At 38.9% G+C, this 20,335-nt stretch carries 27 protein-coding genes; 4 read left to right on the top strand and 23 right to left on the bottom strand.

Annotated features, from left to right (window positions below):
• Window positions 1–5: 5 nt before the first annotated feature.
• The 17 genes from CGB83_RS09590 to CGB83_RS20160 all read right to left on the bottom strand — a co-directional run bounded on the left by CGB83_RS09590 (window position 6) and on the right by CGB83_RS20160 (window position 12,385).
• Window positions 6–356, bottom strand: a complete 351-nt coding sequence (locus CGB83_RS09590; RefSeq protein WP_100075601.1) for a TfoX/Sxy family protein — start codon at window positions 354–356, stop codon at window positions 6–8.
• 334 nt (window positions 357–690) lie between these two features.
• Window positions 691–1,092, bottom strand: a complete 402-nt coding sequence (locus CGB83_RS09585; RefSeq protein ID WP_100075600.1) for a DUF1761 domain-containing protein — start codon at window positions 1,090–1,092, stop codon at window positions 691–693.
• Window positions 1,093–1,279: 187 nt separating this feature from the next.
• Entirely contained in the window at window positions 1,280–1,915 is a 636-nt protein-coding gene (locus CGB83_RS09580; RefSeq protein ID WP_100075599.1) for a LysE family translocator, read from the bottom strand.
• A 69-nt stretch (window positions 1,916–1,984) separates the two neighbouring features.
• On the bottom strand, window positions 1,985–2,305 hold the full coding sequence (locus CGB83_RS09575; protein WP_100075598.1) for a DUF2834 domain-containing protein: 321 nt from the start codon (window positions 2,303–2,305) through the stop codon (window positions 1,985–1,987).
• A gap of 35 nt (window positions 2,306–2,340) precedes the next feature.
• A complete protein-coding gene (locus CGB83_RS09570; RefSeq protein WP_100075597.1) occupies window positions 2,341–3,027 on the bottom strand; it encodes an aspartate/glutamate racemase family protein in 687 nt (228 codons plus the stop codon).
• 194 nt (window positions 3,028–3,221) lie between these two features.
• Window positions 3,222–3,875, bottom strand: coding sequence for a suppressor of fused domain protein (locus tag CGB83_RS09565; protein WP_100075596.1), 654 nt, complete (start codon window positions 3,873–3,875; stop codon window positions 3,222–3,224).
• Between the two features lie 227 nt (window positions 3,876–4,102).
• Entirely contained in the window at window positions 4,103–4,675 is a 573-nt protein-coding gene (locus tag CGB83_RS09560; RefSeq protein WP_157761390.1) for a hypothetical protein, read from the bottom strand.
• Between the two features lie 11 nt (window positions 4,676–4,686).
• The gene (locus CGB83_RS20165; protein WP_157761389.1) at window positions 4,687–5,532 is read right to left on the bottom strand and encodes a protein kinase family protein; all 846 of its coding nucleotides are present in this window, start codon (window positions 5,530–5,532) and stop codon (window positions 4,687–4,689) included.
• Between the two features lie 272 nt (window positions 5,533–5,804).
• Window positions 5,805–6,326: a hypothetical protein gene (locus tag CGB83_RS09550; protein WP_100075594.1), complete on the bottom strand. Its 522-nt coding sequence runs from the start codon at window positions 6,324–6,326 to the stop codon at window positions 5,805–5,807.
• 271 nt (window positions 6,327–6,597) lie between these two features.
• Window positions 6,598–7,059, bottom strand: coding sequence for a pyridoxamine 5'-phosphate oxidase family protein (locus CGB83_RS09545; protein ID WP_100077559.1), 462 nt, complete (start codon window positions 7,057–7,059; stop codon window positions 6,598–6,600).
• Between the two features lie 74 nt (window positions 7,060–7,133).
• Entirely contained in the window at window positions 7,134–7,841 is a 708-nt protein-coding gene (locus CGB83_RS09540) for a hypothetical protein (RefSeq protein ID WP_100075593.1), read from the bottom strand.
• Between the two features lie 114 nt (window positions 7,842–7,955).
• The gene (locus CGB83_RS09535) at window positions 7,956–9,224 is read right to left on the bottom strand and encodes a hypothetical protein (protein ID WP_100075592.1); all 1,269 of its coding nucleotides are present in this window, start codon (window positions 9,222–9,224) and stop codon (window positions 7,956–7,958) included.
• Between the two features lie 195 nt (window positions 9,225–9,419).
• Window positions 9,420–10,040 carry a hypothetical protein gene (locus tag CGB83_RS09530; protein WP_157761388.1) on the bottom strand — a complete coding sequence of 207 codons (621 nt, stop codon included), beginning with the start codon at window positions 10,038–10,040 and terminating at the stop codon, window positions 9,420–9,422.
• A 176-nt stretch (window positions 10,041–10,216) separates the two neighbouring features.
• Window positions 10,217–10,804, bottom strand: a complete 588-nt coding sequence (locus CGB83_RS09525; protein WP_100075590.1) for a hypothetical protein — start codon at window positions 10,802–10,804, stop codon at window positions 10,217–10,219.
• 57 nt (window positions 10,805–10,861) lie between these two features.
• A complete protein-coding gene (locus CGB83_RS09520; RefSeq protein ID WP_100075589.1) occupies window positions 10,862–11,410 on the bottom strand; it encodes a hypothetical protein in 549 nt (182 codons plus the stop codon).
• Window positions 11,411–11,651: 241 nt separating this feature from the next.
• The gene (locus tag CGB83_RS09515; RefSeq protein WP_100075588.1) at window positions 11,652–12,065 is read right to left on the bottom strand and encodes a DUF6157 family protein; all 414 of its coding nucleotides are present in this window, start codon (window positions 12,063–12,065) and stop codon (window positions 11,652–11,654) included.
• 167 nt (window positions 12,066–12,232) lie between these two features.
• A complete protein-coding gene (locus CGB83_RS20160) occupies window positions 12,233–12,385 on the bottom strand; it encodes a hypothetical protein (RefSeq protein ID WP_157761387.1) in 153 nt (50 codons plus the stop codon).
• Window positions 12,386–12,504: 119 nt separating this feature from the next.
• Between CGB83_RS20160 and CGB83_RS09510 the strand changes: the two genes are divergently transcribed.
• Window positions 12,505–12,798: a transcriptional regulator gene (locus tag CGB83_RS09510; protein ID WP_335621875.1), complete on the top strand. Its 294-nt coding sequence runs from the start codon at window positions 12,505–12,507 to the stop codon at window positions 12,796–12,798.
• Between the two features lie 159 nt (window positions 12,799–12,957).
• Here CGB83_RS09510 and CGB83_RS09505 read toward each other — a convergent pair whose 3' ends face one another.
• The 4 genes from CGB83_RS09505 to CGB83_RS09490 all read right to left on the bottom strand — a co-directional run bounded on the left by CGB83_RS09505 (window position 12,958) and on the right by CGB83_RS09490 (window position 15,435).
• Complete coding sequence (locus CGB83_RS09505) at window positions 12,958–13,434, bottom strand: GNAT family N-acetyltransferase (RefSeq protein ID WP_100075587.1); 477 nt, start codon at window positions 13,432–13,434, stop codon at window positions 12,958–12,960.
• Between the two features lie 123 nt (window positions 13,435–13,557).
• Window positions 13,558–13,920 carry a DUF4180 domain-containing protein gene (locus CGB83_RS09500; RefSeq protein ID WP_100075586.1) on the bottom strand — a complete coding sequence of 121 codons (363 nt, stop codon included), beginning with the start codon at window positions 13,918–13,920 and terminating at the stop codon, window positions 13,558–13,560.
• A 120-nt stretch (window positions 13,921–14,040) separates the two neighbouring features.
• Complete coding sequence (locus CGB83_RS09495; protein WP_100075585.1) at window positions 14,041–14,598, bottom strand: cysteine hydrolase family protein; 558 nt, start codon at window positions 14,596–14,598, stop codon at window positions 14,041–14,043.
• A 108-nt stretch (window positions 14,599–14,706) separates the two neighbouring features.
• Window positions 14,707–15,435 carry an enolase gene (locus CGB83_RS09490; RefSeq protein ID WP_100075584.1) on the bottom strand — a complete coding sequence of 243 codons (729 nt, stop codon included), beginning with the start codon at window positions 15,433–15,435 and terminating at the stop codon, window positions 14,707–14,709.
• Window positions 15,436–15,736: 301 nt separating this feature from the next.
• Between CGB83_RS09490 and CGB83_RS09485 the strand changes: the two genes are divergently transcribed.
• Both CGB83_RS09485 and CGB83_RS09480 read left to right on the top strand, forming a co-directional pair.
• Entirely contained in the window at window positions 15,737–16,318 is a 582-nt protein-coding gene (locus tag CGB83_RS09485; RefSeq protein ID WP_228420153.1) for a Crp/Fnr family transcriptional regulator, read from the top strand.
• A 59-nt stretch (window positions 16,319–16,377) separates the two neighbouring features.
• Window positions 16,378–17,400, top strand: coding sequence for an NAD-dependent epimerase/dehydratase family protein (locus CGB83_RS09480; RefSeq protein WP_100077557.1), 1,023 nt, complete (start codon window positions 16,378–16,380; stop codon window positions 17,398–17,400).
• Window positions 17,401–17,714: 314 nt separating this feature from the next.
• On the opposite strand, the gene CGB83_RS09475 is transcribed toward CGB83_RS09480, so the two are convergent.
• Entirely contained in the window at window positions 17,715–18,374 is a 660-nt protein-coding gene (locus tag CGB83_RS09475) for a DUF2461 domain-containing protein (protein WP_100075583.1), read from the bottom strand.
• 30 nt (window positions 18,375–18,404) lie between these two features.
• Window positions 18,405–18,794: a hypothetical protein gene (locus tag CGB83_RS09470; protein ID WP_228420151.1), complete on the bottom strand. Its 390-nt coding sequence runs from the start codon at window positions 18,792–18,794 to the stop codon at window positions 18,405–18,407.
• Window positions 18,795–19,563: 769 nt separating this feature from the next.
• Here CGB83_RS09470 and CGB83_RS09465 point away from each other — a divergent pair.
• Entirely contained in the window at window positions 19,564–20,268 is a 705-nt protein-coding gene (locus CGB83_RS09465; RefSeq protein ID WP_100075581.1) for a helix-turn-helix transcriptional regulator, read from the top strand.
• Window positions 20,269–20,335: the final 67 nt, after the last annotated feature.

Here is a 20,335-nt window from a genome sequence, read left to right as displayed (position 1 = left end):
TAACGTCAACCTTTCTTTTTCTTCTTCTTTGACGCTTTGGCAACTTTGTTAAAATCCAGGCAGAGGTCAATCAGCCGTTTAAAGTCTTTAGGATTTTTATACCCTTCTTCGTCAACGAAAATATATCCTTTGATGGTTTTCCCGTTATGGATCATCGGCCGGCAGTTTCTTTTTTCAAGTTCAGCTTCAGCCTGTTCGGGAGCGATGCGGCACATCAGTTCAAGATCCCTTATGCACACACACATTTTATCATCAACCATAAAACATAACCCCTGAAACATGCTTTTTTCGGTGACGTTTTTTTGGTTGACCAAGGCTTCCCTGATCCTGTCGGCAAGTGATTCATCAAAGGCCATACAATTATGTTTTATGGTTGTAATGAACAGTTGTTTTTTGACTGTTTTGATATCCTCTGTTCAGAACTAAGGTACAAAACCTATAATTACAGATAAATAAATGTCATCCGTCATCCCGGAACTTTAACAAATTTTATCATTATTTCTCAGTTTTATCTACTGCTGTCAGATGGTCTGGAAGCATATCCTAAAGGTTTCTCCCGCGATTGTTTTTCAATAACACCCGGTCAGGTCCACGCACAGACGGTAAGGCTTCTGGTCACCGCTCCATATCTGCCACTGTGAAGACCGTTTTTACGGATGCGAATCCTTACATCAACAGAATCCCGATTTTTTAAGCTATGATACCAATGACCATGGCCATGATCATATACAGTGCGAGTTGATAAAGCGTATTGATAAGTGTTAATTCCGAAGGCTTCTGTTCAAAAGCATTATGCTGTACCAGAGTGGCTGCAGAAAAGGCGACCCATGTGATGAATCCGGCTGTTAAACAGGCCTGGACCGTGTTTCCGTGATAATAGGTTTTGCTGATGCCGACGATAAAATTCAGTCCGGCAGCGGTAATGAAATTAGAGATCAATAACAGGATAAATGTTTTGTTGTTGCTCTGGGTAGTAATCCCGGTTATGATACTCCAGGCTCTGCCTACCAGTTTGGTGTACCATAGGGCTGCAACAGCCGTGCCTGCGAGTGTTGCTGCCAGAACTGCCAGCCAGTTAAAATAAATTTCCATTGTATTTGTGTTTATTGTGTTAAATGATTTTATATCAGTGAGATATAATTAAGATGCAAATATACTAAAGTTGTTTTACATTGACAGATTATTTTTAAAAGATAATTCGTCGTATAATAAAGTTTGATAGTATAAAATAAATGTATTCGTTTCTTTGCTGATACATCTGTATGTACAGGTTTCTCTTTTATTTTGCCTTTGAAATGGCCATTTTGAGGGCTAAAAAAGTCAGGACACTGGCCATGAACCATTTCTGAATACGGATCCAGAGTGGATTTTTAGCAAAGAACAATGCCGCTTTTGCGGCAGTAAGCACAATGATGAAATTAATACTGAAGCTTACAAAGACCTGCGTAATGCCAAGTTCGAGGCTCTGAGTAAAGACGGAGCCGTATTCAGGTTTGATGAATTGCGGGAAGAATGAAAGGTAGAATACAGCTACTTTAGGATTGAGTACATTAGTCAGAAACCCTACAGAAAATAGTTTTTTAGGCCCGTCAATCTTCATGTTTTTATCTACATCGAAAATATTTTTGCTGTTGGGCTTTACAGCCTGATAGGCCAGATAAAGCAGGTAGCATGTTCCTAAGGTCTTCAGTACCAAATAAGCATACGGGATTGCAAACAATACCGCTGTAAGGCCAAAAGAGACCATGACAATATGGAACATAAACCCGCAGATTACACCTGCCAGTGAGGTTAAGCCTGCTCTTCTTCCCTGAGTGATGGTACGGGAAATCAGGTAAATCATGTTAGGTCCGGGACTGATGACCAGGACCAGAGCTGCCAAAGCAAAAAACAAAAGTTCGTGAAATGGGATCATAGTGTTTTATTTATGTTTTAAATTCGGTTTCAATCATTCTTCCGGGTATCGTATGCTATTTTACAGGGATCAGGTCCTGGAATCGTAAATTCTTTTTTCTCTCATATAGAGAAATAGCGGTAAAGCGCAGGATACACCGGCAATCAGAAGCCCTGCATAACAGATCCAGGTGTTTTTAATATTCAGCCTCTTGGACTCATAAGCTATGAAAATAATCATTACCACCGCTGAAACCAACACATCCATGGCAAAAAATGATGATATTCTGTTGGCGAACAGCTGGCTGAAAAAAAGATTAATATTGAGTCCGTATTGTATTACAAACGGGAAAAACTGGGACAGCGGCAACACAGTTCCTAACATAAAAAGCAGTAAATACAAGTATTTCATGGTGCTACATGGTATATGATTAATTCAGGTCTCTGTTATTTAGATGACAGGATATAATCTACAATTGCTTCCGAATGAATTTTCGTGCTGTCGAAAACCGGCAGTTCAAAATCTTCCTGGCCTAAGAGCATCGGGATTTCCGTGCATCCCAGAATCAGGCATTCTGCTCCTTTCTTTTCCAGGTCTGCAACAATGTTAAGATATTCCTGTTTGGTTTCGGGTTTCACAAGGCCGGCTCCTAATTCTTCTTTTACCGTGTACTGGATATAATCCCTCGTTTCCTGATCTTCAGGCACCAGTACTTCAAGACCGTATTCTTCAAGCTTGTGTTTATAAAAATCCATTTCCATCACGAATTTAGTACCCAGAAGCCCTACTTTCTTAAGTCCTGTTTTCTGAATGGCCTTTGCCGTTTCCGACACGATGTGGATAACCGGCAGCCCGACTTCATCTTCCAGGCGGTCAGCAAAGAGATGGGCCGTATTGGCACATAATGCAATGGCTTCGGCACCTGCTTTTTTCATGCTTTCGCAAGCCCCAAGCAAAAGATGGAAGGATTGGGGCCAGGTGGCAGACTGGATTTCTCCGAAGTTCAGGGAATAGATAAGGATTTCAGCAAAGTTCAGTCCTCCGAGTTGAGCATTAACGCCTTTATTGATGAATGTGTAGTAATCTAAGGTAGAGACCCAGCTTAACCCGCCGATCAGACCTACTTTTTTCATAGTCTCTTGTGTTTTTAATGTTTTCCGATGATTTTTTAACAGGTTCAGAGCAGAAAGGTGACTATTGCCTGGCCGTTATCAAAACATCTAACAGATATCCAAAAGTACAAAAAAAAGTTAGGCGTTACCTTTCTTTATCATTTCTTTAACATGGTTGGATTGTGGATAACATTTGCTAATAAATACAATATTTTTTAATCTGACCGTCGTTTAAGATCAGTAATCATCAGTGGATTGGTCTGCCTGAGGGTATCCAGTAATTTTTCTGTTTCTGATGGCCTGGGATCCTGTTCCAGCTGGTGGTATTCGCTGGTGGTAAGCCCAAAAATCTGGAGAAAAGAAACTTCCCCATGCGGAGTATCAATCTTTCCCAGTTCAGGATCAAGGACAAACGAAAGTGCCGTGATATCGGTATCATAACCGATCCGGATCGGGCCGTTAGCCGGAATGAGATGGTACTCTTCAAACCATTTCCCTGATTTGAAAACATAGCGCGCGAGATTCTGCAGGAGGTTGCAGGCCCAGGCTATATTGTCGTCTTTATGTTCCATGGCAAGCCTGAAGGTCAGCTCGAAACCGAATTTGCTGAATGCTCCTCCTGCGGCTTTTTCATGATAATACAACTCGGAAAATCCATACGTCACAAAATGGAAATGATCGGCCTGTTTCCGGCTTTTATAAACACTGATGCCGTCAAGCGGGTCATTTCCGCCCGCGATATAATGGAGTTCCGGAACAAAATGAAGCGGCTGCTGATCGGGATAAATTTTAAGCAGTTCCCGGTCAATGCATTCCCAGCCTACGGCATCTTCTTCGTTAAAGCGTTCCTTATATTCTTCTGTATTCATCTCTTTTGGATTTGGTGAATTCAAGTTACGAAAATTCCAATATCCGGGGACAAAAGCGAATTAAGAAATCGGAACAGATCTGTTTTTGAATAACAGATTTTGAGTATCACCCTAATGGATTGATAGGATTCAGTTCCCGAAAATAAACCAAACAAAAAGGAGGCTTGTTATAGCCTCCCTTTTTGCGGTATTCTATGACTAAAATACCATTGATATTATAAAGCAATCTATAATTCTTTCCTGTTGAGGATAAAAGAAGTAACAAAATTGATATATCCTTTATCATTTATTCCCAGTTGAGACATGGCCTGTCCTATGCTTTCCGGACTGCTGTTCTCCCTGATTTTCAGCTTTTGGTACTTTCCGTTATAGGACATCAGGTAATGGCTGGATTTTCTTTTGTCTTCATTAGTAAGATCCTCATTATACAGTTTCAATCCTAAGCTGTCAAGCACCAATTTTTTCAGGGTATGGTCATAATCCACCCGTTCCCAGCGTACGGTTTGATTTCCGTTTTTCAGGTTGACTTCCGTAAGTTTTTTGTCATACAGGTCAATCCTCATGTTATCCGCAGTAATATAGGAATTACTGATGCGGATAAGACCGGAGGTGATATCTGAATCGTTATACTTCACAAAACCGGTAAATGGTTCGTTAAAGGAAATATTCATCCTTGCATTCCTGATCGTAGTGGCGTGTGCCCCTGCTCCTGCAAGATTCCTGTATAACAGGGCCTGTGCTCCTTTCTGTGCCGCGGCCAGGTTCATTAGAAAAAGTAAACTTAAGGTTAGGATTTTCATAAGACAAATTTTTATGGGGCATCCGGGCTGATCCAGTCTACCAGGGCTGCTCCTCCTGAACTTGCTCCTGCCGCACCGGCAATTGCTCCTGCTACAGAGAGGACTCCGCCGCCTGCTGCTGTACCTGCGGCACCACCGGCGAAATCACAAACAGCCACAACCACCCATTTCCACCATTTCTTTTTGCCGGTAACAGAAGATACAGAGTCTGAATGATCTATGGTATTGGACCATAAGTAAGAAGAATAGCGTGCTATAGAAGTAGTTTGCAGCAGCTGGTCTTTTTCCGCCTGGCTCAGGCTGGCATCGTTCATGATGCCGGCTTCAAAATCCACGATCCTGGCTTTTACTTCTGCATATTCCGTGTTTTTATCGGTAGATGCCAAGTTATACATCATATTGACCAGTTCAGATGTTTTCGCTTTCACTTTATCGGAAGCATTCATACCCTGGATAACATTGCTGAATTTATTGTCTCCGTCATTCAGGATGCTTCGGATTTTAGCCACGGTGAACGGGGATTGGGTATTATTGTAATCCTGGGCGTATTTCTGATTAAAATAATTATTGCTGGCCATGATGCACTTATCAGCAATTTCTGAATTGGTCAATCCGGAATTGTCTAAGGTTTTCTGGTAGGTGATGACGTAGGTTAAAATGACATTGTGTTTCTTGCCGCATTCCTCCCAGTTATTCAGTGGGTTTTCCGGATTATCTGAAGCTTTGGCAGCAAAATTCCCGGAGTTTGAAGTTTGGGTTTGAGCCGATGAATTGATGTCGCTCATTTCATTGGTGTTGCAGCTTACTGCGCTCCATAGTAAAGCCACAGTTAAAATCGATTTTAACATTGTTTTCATGGTGTTGTTTTAAAAAGTTAGTACCTAAAAGTAAATAATATTTTTCATATAAACAAGTGTATTTTTCACGAATTCAATAAAAAAATAGTAAATATGTGAATGTTTAATATTTTTGGGGCAAATATGTTGTCATCATTCAAGGAAACAGGATTGATGCCTGAATGGTTTCTTTTAAAGACCCAGCTCTAATGCCTGGAATAATTTTCAACAGCCGGAAAATGTAAATAAGAAAGCGGAAAATTAAAGGAACTTTCTGAAAAGGCTTAATATTACTATCGTAATACTGGAATATTTTTTTCTATTACAGTTTTTCTGACAATCAGCTGCGTATCAGGTTCCCATAAATAGTCATCTGAGGCAATATAAGCCCTTAGCCAGAGTATGCCCTCTATGTTACGCAGGTAAAATCCTTTCGGGAATTCACTGCTGTCAGCCAGCGGTTTTGAGAAAATGAGGATGGAATCCGGCGGGTGCCCGTTTTCCGTTTTGGGTCTTGCCGGTTTTTGTGAACGGTAATGCATCCTGATATACGGAGCGATTTCCAGAGGACAACAGTTGTAACCGCTTAATTGTATGGCTTCTTCAGTCTGTTTAAAATTTCCTCCGTTTTTCAGGCCCAGATCATGTAATGTTAATTCAACGATCGATATCTCCTTTTCAGCATCAGTATAAGTATAGCTAGGATGATTAAAAATAAGATCAGCATAAGCATTGGTTTGGATGCCGGCTGATTCGAGTGCATAGAAAAGGGCTTCCCGATTGAGGTTCTGATTGGTGATTTTTATTTCCTGCATAGTAATGTAATTCTATTAGGATAATCAGATGATTCTGATGTTACATTAATCTTATGATTAGCGTTACTCATTAATTATTTTCTTTATTTCTTCCTGATATTGTAAAGGAATCTCACATACATATTTTTTATAGATTTCCTTTAAAATTAATTTTTGATCTAGGTTTTGATTTTTAATGCTTTTGTAATATTAAACAGCTTTAAAAAAGAAAATATTGTTAAGGTTTTAATTCCGATCCAGTACTAAAGATGTAAGTGCATACATGATAACTTTAACCGATCGCCTTTACCTGGTATGTTTTCATAGCACTTTCCACCTGGCTTTCTTCTGTGGTTTCCGGATGCAGGTAATAGCTGGGCGCAGCAATGGTATCAATCTTTTTGATCTCAATTTCGATGATGGATCGGATCGGGAACCGGTCGGAAAACAGATCAGTCAGTACTTTGAGTTTTTCCTGATAAGTGCTGTCGGTTTTCTCAATTATTCTCGCAATCCCTTTTATTTTATATCCTTTCTGTACAAATACATCGATGAAGCTTATACAGACATTGGGATTGACCTTAATATTCTCAACAGTATTGGGAGATGCAATATGGGCAACCAATAGAGTGGTGTCGCCATAGTAGGTGAACATTTCTTTTGGTGACACATTGGGCTCATTGTTTTCATTAGAGGTGGCAAGCCAGCATAACACGCTCCGGCGGATGTAATCTTTAATTTCTTCTGTAATCATTGTGTATTTCTTATTTTTGTTTAATCTGAAGCGGGCCCGCAACTGTTTACATACAACCATTTAATTGCCGGTTTCTATTTATAGTAATAATACCAGTTACTGCTGTAATTATTATCAAAATCCTCTTTGCTGTCAATGATAATCCGGGTGTTTTCTTTTGTAAAGTAACCGAATTCATCAAACGGGTGGATAAAATTAAAGAATTCTTCTTCCCATATGGATTTGGTTTCTGACCGGTTATATTCTTCTGCCTGGCTGTAAGTGAATACAAAAAATACCGGTACAAAAAATTCTATGGATATCGTCCAGAGGTCTTTATGATGAAGGGATGCCATGAATTCCTCTATCTGCTGCCGGGAGATTTTAGAGGCTGCTTCATATTTTGCCGCAGGTTCAAAAGCATTATATGTGACAAAGACATGATCTGTACTATAGGTATTGCTCTTAGGCTTGCCCCATAATCCTGAAAAGAAGCCGGTTTTCTCAGAAAGTCCCTGCTGCTCTATGACAGCCTTGAATTTTTGTGCAATCGCTTCCTGCTTTGAAGTATCAAAATAGGATATGCTGTGGGTAAGGAATTTTTCCATGTCTTCCTCCAATTCCAGGCACACCTGGATTCTCGGTTTTCCGCTATCCGGAAGTTCGTAGAAAATATCAACGGTTTTTACACCATAAGTTTGGTCTATCCACTGCGCAAGCGGAGCAAATTCAGGTTTTATATTCTCTTTTTCCAGCATGATCTGCCTGGCCTGGATATACGTTTTATCATTGGGCATCATCATTGTGCGGATGTTTTACCTTGCACAGTAGTGCTGATTACAAAACAAATATAAGTAAAATTCATGCATGAAAAATGCCCTGCGAGACAGGGCGTTTATCAGTTGAGGTTACGGAAGTTAATTTTTCCAGTTGATGATGACATCGTCAGTAACAGGGTTCATTCTTAACTCAAAGAATTTATTGGGATTTGAAGGCGTAAGGATGAATTCTTTTTGATCATAGGTTTTTACAACGGCATAGCTTATACTCGGCCTTTTGTTATCAACGGATTCCGGAAGATCGAAAATAATCGGGTTGATGGAAGTGATTGCTTTAACATCCGTCTGTTTTTTATGGACCGGATAAATAGTTTCATATTCCTTATACCTGAATGTAAGCGATGATGAACCGCCGGCTCCAAAAGGCCTGGATTCTGAACTGCAGTTGATATAGCCTCTGATCTGCTGTTCCGTTTTGTGGTCGAAATTATACCCGCCTCCATGCCTTTGGGTCCATGAGACCACCTCAATGCTGTTAGGGTCAAACAAACGCCCGCCGGTAGGAATGATATTGAATGCCGTAGTACTGCGCCTCCTTCCTCCTGACCATCCCGGACCGCCCGTCCTGCAACTGCAGCTGTATGAAATGGGTTCAGCATATTTTCTTTCCGGAAGCGCCTGGTCATAGAATACGGTAACTTTTCCTATGTTCAGCGGAATGACCGGAATGAGGAAAGGGATCTTTGTGTGCATCTGCTTTCGAAACAGCCCTTTCTTCCACAGGAAATTAATCCGTGCGTCTGCATAATGGTCCTGGGGTGAGGTCAGCGCAATGTCTGAGGAATCGATTCTGAAAACCACTTCGTCATAGGCAGATTGTACAGGTTTGATCTGCTTGTTGTTAATGGTGATGAAAACCTGGTCTGACTGGTCAAAGTTTTTGCCTTTTATCTTAAACAGGTAAGAACCGGTATACTGCTTAATGAAAGTCTGGGTGTCATACCGGTAGATCCGTGGCTCCTTTTTTACCACGATAAAATTATCAATGGTTTCAGTAAGCTTTGTGGTTATCATGTCTGCTTCTCTCATCCTCCCTTCCACCACTTTGCTGAAATCGGAGGACATATTGAGGAGCTGGTTATAGAGCAGGAGCTGGTTTTCCCTCAATACCTGGTCGGTATTGCCGATCGTTTCATTAATGTCTTTTCTCAGCCTTGCCGAAACGGATAAAACCATGTTGCCGGTATTGCCGATGGCATTGGTGGCCAGGTTATCAATGGTCTGTAACTGACCGGTGACTTTTGCATCAATCTCGTTTAATGCAATCAGTGCTGCAGCTGCGGTGACCTGGGCGCGGGAGGTTTGGGAGATCAGTCCGAAGATAAGGATCAGTAAAAATGTTTTCATGGCGTTTGTTTTAAAATTGATTACTTCAAAATTGAGTAATCTGCTGTTTTAATTCAATACCACTTTTGTGTAATTACCGTTCCTGGATAAACGCAACATCCTCAGGTCTGAAATAGTATCCTGAATGTGATTTCATGCGGATCATGTCTTTACCCGCAGTATGAGCAGAACGCTCATGCGTGCCGGAAGCTTTATCTAGTCAATCTTTTTTATGATTCCGAACTGAACCTGTTTTTCTTCTTCTATTTTTTCATATAAATATTCGTTTCCGGAAATTTTCAGGATGCGGGTCAGGAACTTGGGATTTTCGGTCATCAGCTTTTTGGTTTCTTCTGTAGGAATGATGGTGTAATCGCCGTTTGCGAACCATTTGATCGCTCCACTATATACCTTGCCAGCCTCACTTTCATATTGCATCCCATTTTTCCTTTCAAAATGGTATACAGATGGGCTTCCTAACACCTGAAGCGTAAATTTCCCGGATTTAAATTGTTCCGGATTCAATTGAGGATCATATTCAATACATTTTTCAGCGTAAACCTTTTTTGTTTCATTGTTTCCGCCGTAATAAATGGCATTAATCAGGGTACTGCATCCTTCCTCCGTTCTGCCTAAAATGATCTCGGAGTAGCCTTTAAAATACAATGCGCTCCAATTATTGGGAACCATTTCCAGAGACAGGTCTAAGTTTTTTATCGCACCTTCGAAATTATGCTCTTTAATATCGCTCATAGCGGCCCTCATGGTCGTTGACCATTCGTTTTTTTCCTGTGCGGACAAGAGCAATGGGAATAATACAAGAATGAGAGTTTTCATAGGAATCAGTGTGGAGAGGATTATGGCTCAACAAGATGTTGGCTGATCTCTCACGGAGACAAATCATAGAAGTAATCTGGAGATAAAAAAATACAATACACAAAATGTGAAAGTTTACTGATGCCAGGAGCATCTTACGAAAGTAAATTCTTTAGCCTACAGACGAGATAGTAAAATTATTCAATATGAAGCGCTGCTTTTTGTTTTTCTGTCAGGTTCCATTTTTGCTGCACATCCAGATTTAGAAGGATGCAATTGATTTTTGTGGATAAGGATAATGCCCTGATTTTTTTATACCATTCAAAAGATTGTTCGTTATACTGGTCAGTAAAAATAGCCCAGTTGATCACTACGGTAATTTTATTATGGTCTATGCCAGGCTGTGGATTTTTTAACGGGCTTATAAATTGCAACCAGTCTTGCAGGGTTACTTTTTTGTCTGATTTATATCGGTTGACTTTTTCTATGTCCGAAATTACTTCCGTACATTCATTATTATTAAACCTGTTTTTTACCAGATACCCTTGATTATTAAAGAACAGGATCTCCGGAACTTGAAGTTTATCGTTGTTGTTGAAATACGCAAAGCTTTTAAAATCTTTGAGGATATACAGGTCTGCATCACTGAAATCTGTTTTTTTAGACGACAGGTATGTTTTGAGTGAAGCCTCATCCTGCAAAGCAAAATTAATCTGTATTTTTTTCTGGGCAGACCCCCAAAAGCTGAATAGTAAAAAAAATAGCAGGTGTATATAGAACTTCATAATATATAATCAATCTTTATAGGTAAGCAATTTACCTATAAAGATTGAATGTTTTTTTTAGTTATTTACAATCTTAACTTCATAAAATCCATTGGATTCATTCTGTAAGAAATCATATATTCCTTTTTTAATGATAAAGTTTTCGGATAAACCTAGTTCTTCTGCGCTTTCTGCACTAATTGTTAGATCTTCTTCTAGTGTCAGATGTTTGCCACCAAATTCCTTAACGATATCCAGCATATTTTCTTCATCTACCTGTAAAATGAAACGATTGGGATCTACTACCTTAACACCTGCAGCAAACATCCTGTTGCCGTAAACTGTTGCCTCTATTGATTCAATCTTTACTTTTACCTTTGTTAGTTTGCAGATACCTATACCGCCGCATTCTCTAGATTTACGTCCGATAGTCCATACTGTAGTTACGGACCCACTGCCAATACCACCGTATTCTTCAATATCTTCAGCAATCTTGCTGTTTGTGGAATTTTTTACTGAAGCAATACTAGTTGAAGCAGATAAGTCTTCTGTATCTGCCGCACCAGAACAACTTGTTAAAAAGGCTAAGCACAATGCCATTGAAGCATGTAGAAATTTGTTTTTCATTGTTATAATATTAGAATTGAACTTGCAATTTATATATATAAAATTAAAAATACAACACTTAGTGATATAATTTATTAATTATTTTTGTGATGAATTATAGTTAATATGTTATAGATTATTGATTTTTAGTGTTAATTAAGCAGTATAATAGGCTATAAGCTATTTTTCTTTATTTCAGCTTTTATGACCCAATTGTCATTCTATTATTGTCAATTATAATATTACTATTAGTCGTATGTAATTATTTCCCAGATTTCATAGCCTTAACCTTTTTAACTTTTGGATCGGCCACAAATTTCTGGTAGTCTTCCGTTTCCATTCCGTACAGGGCAATTTTACCTTCGCTGTTGCAGTGGATCCCGAAACCATACATTTTGGTGAGTGGGGAAACCCTGAAGCAGGGCTGGCCTTTGGAAAAGAACTCTTTCCTGGCTTCTTCCTGCTCTGCTTTGGTCAGGTTTTGCCTGTCTGCAAAGACGCGGAATAAAACATCGTCTGAGGTATATAGGTAAGGATGTGCGGCAATATAATCGTACTGCATTTCGGCGATGGTCTTCCTGTCTTTTGCCGGTGGCTTTGTACCGCTGTCCCGTTGGGTATCTTCTGCCACTTCAATAAAAGTGTCGAAATAATTTGTTGAATGGATTTTTTTCATGTTATATCGTTTTTAGGGTTGTATAGTTGACATTTTGCTTCCATTGGGAATCGGTCAGACTAATACAATGCAGGAGTAAATATACTTTATTTTTGAAAAACCAGTATTAAATCCGGATGGATCGGTTGAAGAAGGGCTGCGAAGACTGCAAACACCATTGTTTATCATCAACGGAAGCCTCCGATGATCTTAACCGGTTGGTCTGAAACCAAATAAGGCCTGCTGAGGATTCCTGCAGTCTGTTTGAAATCAGCGTTGCCCTCCGGAGATTTCACGCCGTTTGCAGGAGATATTCGGACGACTGCGGAAGCGTGCTGCATATTCCTTCATTTTCTTATATTTGTAGTAAAACACAGCAGCAACGTTATGGAAAAGCTAAGAAATCTAAGAAAACAAAGAGGCTACACTCAGGATTATATGTCTAAGATCATCGCTACCGATGTCTCCAACTACAGCCGTAAAAGAAAGCGGTGATGTACGGATCTTTGACGACGAATGGGAAAAACTGGCCAAGGCGCTGGATGTTTCCGTAGAAGATATCAAAGAGGAAAGACGTACCAACGCCGTTCAAAATAATGATAATCTTACTTTTAATGATGGTTCATATAACCAATCCGGTAATTACAATTACTACTGCAATATCCCGGAACATGTTTTAGCCAATCTAAATGATTACATCGCTTTGCTGAAAGAGCAGAATGAGGCTTTGAAGAAAGAATCCGGAAAAGGATAGCAGGAGATACTTTTAAGGTAATTTTTAATCGTTATATAAAAACAGAGTTTCCGGTTTGGAAGCTCTGTTTTTTATGGTTAAGATGATAACAGTTAATATTATTGCTGCTTCTATTCACATACCTGTTTAATCCTATCGTTTGGCTCAGCAGACCATCTTTCACTTCAGCAACCTCTCCATCACCACCATATGCTTCGCCTGAAGGCCGTTCTCGAAAATAGTTTCGGCATAATTTTCCAGGAAGAAATTCTTTTTCACCTCCGTCATTTCAAAACCTAATTTCTGGTAGAGGAGTAGCTGGCCGATGCTGGAATTGGCTGTCCCGATGATCACACTCTTCATCCCGTTGCTTTGGGCGGCCTGGATCGCATTTTCAATGAGGAAAGTCCCGATTCCGTGTCTTTGAAATTCAGTTTTTACCGCAACATTTTTAATTTCTCCCGTATTTTTCGTGAGCGGGAACAATGCGACAACCCCTATGGTTTCTTCCTGGTACAGGGCGGTAAACACATCCGATTTCCGGATGTACTGATCAATCATCTTCTTTGACGGGTCTGCAAGAAGCAGCAGTTCATAAGGCAATTCATCTTTCTTGCCCAGCTGTTTAAATATAAAGCTGTTATCTGTTATTTTCATTGATTATATTTTTAGTGTGGTTGATATCATTCAAATATAAAGATAACAAAAAACCGGCCTGTAAACAGGACGGTTGGTATTGGATCGTTTTAGTGACACGTGATCAACTCGAATTCTTCGCCTTCATAGCCGCGAAAAGGCTTGTATGGCTTCCGATCGGGAGGAAAGGAAGTTAACCTGCCTGCCTGTATTGCTTTCGTATATGAAGTCCTGTAAGCTCTTGCTGCTGAATGCAGAAAAATCACCGATAATGATCAGCGGCATCCGGTATTGTGCGAATTTCTGAAGGATTTCTCCTGCTATGGTAGTCTTCAGATCAAAAAAAGCGGGGGTGATATTCTGTTCACAGATCATTATGCCATCAAAGCCCTGATAATAAAGGTTTCCTAACAGGTCCAATCCTTCTTCGGGAGTACTCAAAACAACCTTGTTCGTTACAATTTCAGCAATCTTAAGGTTATTGATAGGGTAGGTTTCGATTTTCATTTTGATTATTTTATTCTTATATCTTGCTCGTTTGTTATATTATTAAATAATAAAATACAGCACCATAGTATTGTGGCATAAGCAGGACAAATATCTGAGTTTCCTGTAACCTGTATTTGATTAAACAGCCATTTCTTGTTTGAAATATTCCTCTGCATTCATTACGGTTGAATAAAAATAACTCAGGGCCGATAAAAATGCGGTCTGCACATCATCTGCCTGTACGGTAGCTCCGTTTACAGCAAGGTCTTTTGTTGCACAGGCATCGCCGATAACAGTACAGTTAAATCCAAAATCTTTTGCCGCTCTTGTTGTTGCATCTACACACATATGGGTCTGCATGCCGCAGATAACCAAATCGGTGATGTTTTTTGAGTTCAGGTATTCCAGAAGATGGGTATCCCTGAAACTGTTCGGATAATTTTTGATGATAATTTTTTCCTGATCTGTGGGCTGTACATCATGGTGGATTTCTGCCCCTTTTGTACCGGAAATAAAGAATGTTGCATCGGGCCGGCTGGCAATATGCTGAATATGGACGACAGGCAAATTTTTCTTTCTGAACTGTTCCAGCAGCAATTTAGCATTAGCGCTGGCTTTTTCAGGATGTACCAGTTCTGCTTTCCCGTTCTGAAAATAATCGTTTTGGATATCAATGATGATTAAAGCGGTGTCCATTTTATTGTCGTTTATTATTAATTTAATTCCTGCTTGATTTGGTTATGGGTTTTATAGCGAATCTACCTGATACTGACTCTTCCAATAACATTCGGATGGTATTAATTTTTACGTCCAGTCGTAGGTAAATAACACCATACGGCTTTCCGGTTCATAGAACAGCAGGATAGCATCGGCTCCTTTTCCGCAGTAGTTGTATCCGGATACTTCACCCACATACCGGAATTCTTTACCCTGATAGGTCATTGAAATCCCATCATTGGGCAGGTCTTCACCAGAGTCATCCACATTCATTTCAAAGGCGGGCGGAACAGGCGCCATGAATGTCCAGTTGCCTTCCCATAATTCTCCGCCTAACCTGTCTAGAAAGCTTTGCGGATTGTCCTCCTGCCACGGTAACAGCTGGCCCTTCATTTTAAATCTGGCCTTTGTCCTCTGGTAATTGTCCCGGATCGTATTGATGTGTTCTGTAAAGTCAGGATCAATGTCATCCTGATGTTTCGGAGCAGACAGGAAATATTCTTCCTTCCCTAAGAAATCATACCTGTTATCCTCCGTAAGACGGAAGGCCATCCAGTTTTCCGTACAGAATTCCGTATGGAAATCTGCGGTGTTCTCACCCATCACTCCCTCGTAAGGTTCAGTAGGGTTGAGCAGGTGTAGGACGGTTCCTTTTAAATCCGGCCATAGTATGCCCAAATCAACCGATATTAAAGGCAATACATAATTGTTTAGCCAGGCTTGGTCTGCTACAAATATATTTTCAGGAAAAGGCGTTAATCCCTCCTTTAATTCCCTGATGTCTTCTTCGTAAAAGTTGTTCTGATTGTTTTCCATAGATACGGTTTTTATACGATGATTTGCGTTTGAATGAAAGTAAAGATAAGGAAATGATGGTATTTTGAATGCTTTTATCTTCCTTTTCAGTGGCGGCAAGAGTGGGTACGCTTGCCAAATTCTCTCCACGCTTAAATGTTCCGGTTTTCAGGAAAGATTACAATATTCCTATATCTGGAATTTTTGCATTTTCTTAGTTTATAGAAGCTTTTGACATTGACTGATTGTAAAAATTTACAATATTGTTTTCTTCTTGAATTTTATTATTTTGAGGTAAATTTGTATAAATATATGAAGGTCTATGCAGATGCACGACAAACTTTTACAATATATTCAGGCTTCTTACCATTTTAATTCTGCCGAAATTGAATTGATCAAAGAATATTTTGAACCTGTTGAATATTCAAAAAATACAGTGATTGAAGAGGAAGGAAATGTTCCAAGGTATTTGTATTATATTATTTCGGGATATTTAAGATTGTTTCATTTTGATGAAAACGGAAATGAAGTGACAACTCATATTAATTGCCCCCCTGGATTTTTTACTTCTTATTTTAATTTTATCAATCAGACTAAATCTGATGAAAATGTTGAATGTATTACGGATTGTGAACTGTTGAGAATTACCAAAGAAAATTTGAATAAACTGACTGAGGAAAGTCCTTCAATGAAAGATTTCAGTATCTCTGTTTTTCATCAATCGATCAATTATAACGAAAATCGTTCAAAAGAATTATCAACGTTAAATGCGGAACAGCGTTATTTGAAACTAATAAAGAATTACCCCGGAATTATTCAGAATGTACCCATTCAATATATTGCTTCTTTCCTTGGAATGAAGCCTGAAAGTCTCAGCCGAATCCGTAGGAAATTGATTAACTAACAAAAGTCAAGTGATTCAGGAATCAGGAAATTGAACTTTGTATCATAAATGTAATGAAAATGATACAAGAAAAATTAAGTCTAGTTTCGGGCGCGAACGGACATTTAGGAAATAATTTGGTGAGGTTTTTACTGCAAAAAGGGATTCCTGTAAGAGCAACAGTAAGAAATGTCAATAACAAAAAGCCTTTCGAAGGATTGGATTGTGAAGTTGTCCAGGCAGATATTACGGACAAAGCTTCTTTTGTAAAAGCTTTACAAGGTGTTGAAACTTTTTATGCCGTCGGAGCATCTTTCAAACTGTGGGCAAAAGATCCTGAAAAAGAAATTTATGAGGTCAATTTAGAAGGAACCCGAAATACGATTGAAGCAGCTGCTGAAGCAGGAGTGAAGCGAATCGTGTATGTGAGTTCGATTGCTGCTTTGGATTATACAAAGCTTCCGACAAAAGAAAGTTACGGATACAATCCGGATCGCCGCAATATGTACTATAATTCTAAAAACGATGGTGAGAAATTAGCTTTTGAATTAGCCCAAAAACTCGGAATAGAGCTTGTTTCCGTTATGCCATCTGCGATGATAGGGAGTAGAGCTTCTCTTCCGCTGAACGTATCTTACGGAGTTTTAAAATTAATTTTGAATAAAGAGATTCCTGTTGATACAAAAATTACACTCAACTGGATTGATGTAAAAGATGTCGCGGAAGGTTGTTATCTCGCAGCTCAGAAAGGCTGTTCTGGAGAAAGGTATATTTTGGCGAATGAAAAATGTATGACCATAACTGATACAACGATTTTGGCAAAAAAATTATATCCTGAACTGAATCTGAAAATTCCCAATTCTGTTCCGAAATTTATACTGAATCTTATTGCAGGAATTATGGAGTTTTCAGCGAAAGCACGTGGAAAAGCTCCTGTATTAACAAGAAAGGATATTGCTATGTTTTCCGGATTGCAGCAGGATTTTGATATTTCTAAATCTAGGAATGAACTGGGCTTTAATCCTAAAAGTCCTGAAAAGGCAGTAAAAGAAGCTTTAGATTATTTGATGAAAAATAAAGCATTATTGGTAAAAGAGCTTTGAAATAAATTTATGATTATCCATATTGTATGTTAAGTTATTCAAAATAAGGGCTGTATTGATTTGATGCTGCCCTTTGTTATGATAGAAGTTATTTTAAACTTATTTAAGGAAAAAAGTTCCAAGAAAATTAGCCCACGCTGCCGCGAGCGTCACGCTCGTAGCTATTAAAATATAATGCCTCCTTTACGACTTAAAGTGTTGAAACTGTTTTCTCTCTCTCTCGCACGCTAAGGGAAAGTTTTGTGTGGACACGAGCTGGAAACTCGCGCTGGCGGGGGAAGAGCAGGTACGCTTGCCAAATTCACCATTTGTATTTAAATCAAAGACGCCCCATTCAGATCCGTCGTAAGCACTTCGCTCATATAATCGAAAAAAGGGCGCATGGCCAGTAAGGTGAGCACTGCTTCTTTCGGGAAACCGGCAGAAAAAACTTCCTGATCGGTCAATAGCCGCATAATGACATACTGCTTTTTCCTGATCAGGTCGATGGCCGGATGGTTTTTATCGAAACCTCTCGGGGCGGTTTTCACTGCATCGCCTTTAATTTCTTTAAAATAATTGATGAAGGTTTGATCCGAAGTGATCTTTTCAATTTCAGCGGTGCTGATTTCAAATTCTTTGCGGATGCGGAGCAGGTCTTTGGCATCCGGTCCCCAGAATCCGCCACCCACGAAACTGTTTCCAGACTCAAGATGAATGTAATAACCACCTCTCAGCATCGGTTTTAAGCGGGAATACCCAACTCCGAAATGCGTTTTGTACGGCGTCTGATCCTTTGAAAAACGGACATCCCGGTAAATCCTGTACATATGGATTCCCGGTACCTGGTCATATTGCTGAAGTCCGGCATGGATCTGATTGAAAAGGGCTTTGTTTTCTTTTACTATCGCCTCATATTCCGCTTTGTGGGCGGCAAACCATTCGCGGGTGTTGTTTTTCTCAAGCTGCTTCAGGAATTCAAAGGCTTTTTTCATCTTAGGGTTTTTAGCAAATTTAGGATTAATCTACTTGGTATAGTCTCCTGAAACAATTGATTTTTCTATTGAGTTTACAATTTCGGAAACGGAAATGGAAAACACGCCGGCATTTCCTTTATCAAACTCTTTTTTCCAGTAAGAATAACCATCCATTTCAGTGGAGTCGGGCATTTGGCGGGTGTCATTTTTAATGCTGATGATACTTTTATCCAACGCTTCTTCAGTAATCGGAAGATGGCTTATTTTATCGGCAATACCTGTTGGGTGCTGAGGATTTTTCATCTTTAATCCGCTCAACGAAATATGAACCACTTTTCCGATGGTTGGATATTCTTCAATCTTCAAAATTTTCAGGGTCGAGTTTTCTTCTCCCTGTCTGGTTTTATATTTCCATTCCTGGCCTACATTGTATTTCATATCATCTTTTTTTGTGCAACCAAGGAAAAATAATAAGATTGTAACTACTAAAGGATATAGTTTAATCATCAATAGTTCATTTCATTTTTACAATATTAATAATATAATGAGGATTTTGCAAATGATAAATCTGCAATCGGTTAGGGAGAAATGCTCCCTACGCTAACCTCGAGTTTCCGGCTCGTAGCGAGTAAAAGATTACAGTACTTTCCTTACTTAAAGTGTTGAAACTGTTTTCTCTTGATGATTAAGTGGAAGTTTTGTGTGAGCACGAGCTGGAAGCTTGCGCTAGCGGGGATGACACAATGAGTAAAGAGATTGATGAAAATTATCGGTAAATCAAACTTGATGTTCCATGATTATTTCAAGCGAAATTTGCCGAATTGAGAATGACCCAGAATTGAGATATTTAATAGGATAGACTAAATTTCTTCTTTATAGGATAAGAATTACCTTAAGTAAGAATGGTATCTTTTCAATTTTTATTTGCTATAACATATTTGTAAAATTATAAGTGTCTTACTACTTAACTCATTTTTTACTAAATTTGAAGTAATGCGTTATAAGATAATGAGGTGAAAGCAAGTGCAGTAAACGACATTACAAAATCCTTACTGCACCACTCTCGTTTCTTCTAAACAATTTTTTACTAGCCACTTTTGGCTATATTAATCTTCTTATATAAAATTTAGTAATAACCAAAATTACTTTTTCACGAAGCACAACATCTCGTATAAAGAAGTTAACAAAGGTTAATAAATAGTTTCTAATGAATGAAAATGATATAAAGCGACTTTCCCGATTAACTGCAATATTGACTCAATTACAGACAAAACGACTTTTGACTGCTAATGAATTGGCTCAAAAATTTTCAATCAGTAAACGAACAATCTATAGGGATATTAAAGCGTTAGAGCAAGCCGGTGTACCCATCTTAACCGAAGAAGGAAAAGGATATACACTAATGGATGGTTATCGAATTCCCCCAGTAATGTTTTCTGAAAATGAAGCCAATGCACTTATTACTGCCGAACAATTGATTTTAAAAAATAAAGATGCCTCTTTTGTAAAGGATTATACCGATGCAGTAAATAAAATAAAATCTGTTTTACGGAACAACACTAAAGAAAAGGCGAATTTGCTTTCTGAAAGAATTCTGTCGGGACAAAATTGGGAAAGTAATCGAACAAGTAACAACTTATCAGTTCTACAATTGGCATTAACAAATTTTAAACTTGTTAAAATAAGATATTACGCGCCAGATAATAATCAGACAACAGAAAGAATAATTGAGCCTTTTGCTATTTATACAACACAAGAAAACTGGCTGCTGATTGCATTGTGCAGATTGAGAAATGATTACAGGGCTTTTAGACTGGAGCGTATTGAGAGCCTTTTTGTTCAAAATGAAACTTTTGTGCCCCATAAAATTACCTTTGAAGAGTATATCGAAATGGCTCAAAAAAAATGTTAACTACCCTTGCCATACAGCTGTCACAACTCCATTGTACATTTGCTCCAGTATTAATTTAATAAGTAAA

It is taken from the genome of Chryseobacterium camelliae (assembly GCF_002770595.1).
Taxonomy (GTDB): domain Bacteria; phylum Bacteroidota; class Bacteroidia; order Flavobacteriales; family Weeksellaceae; genus Chryseobacterium; species Chryseobacterium camelliae.
This window is presented reverse-complemented; position numbering and strand designations above follow the sequence as displayed.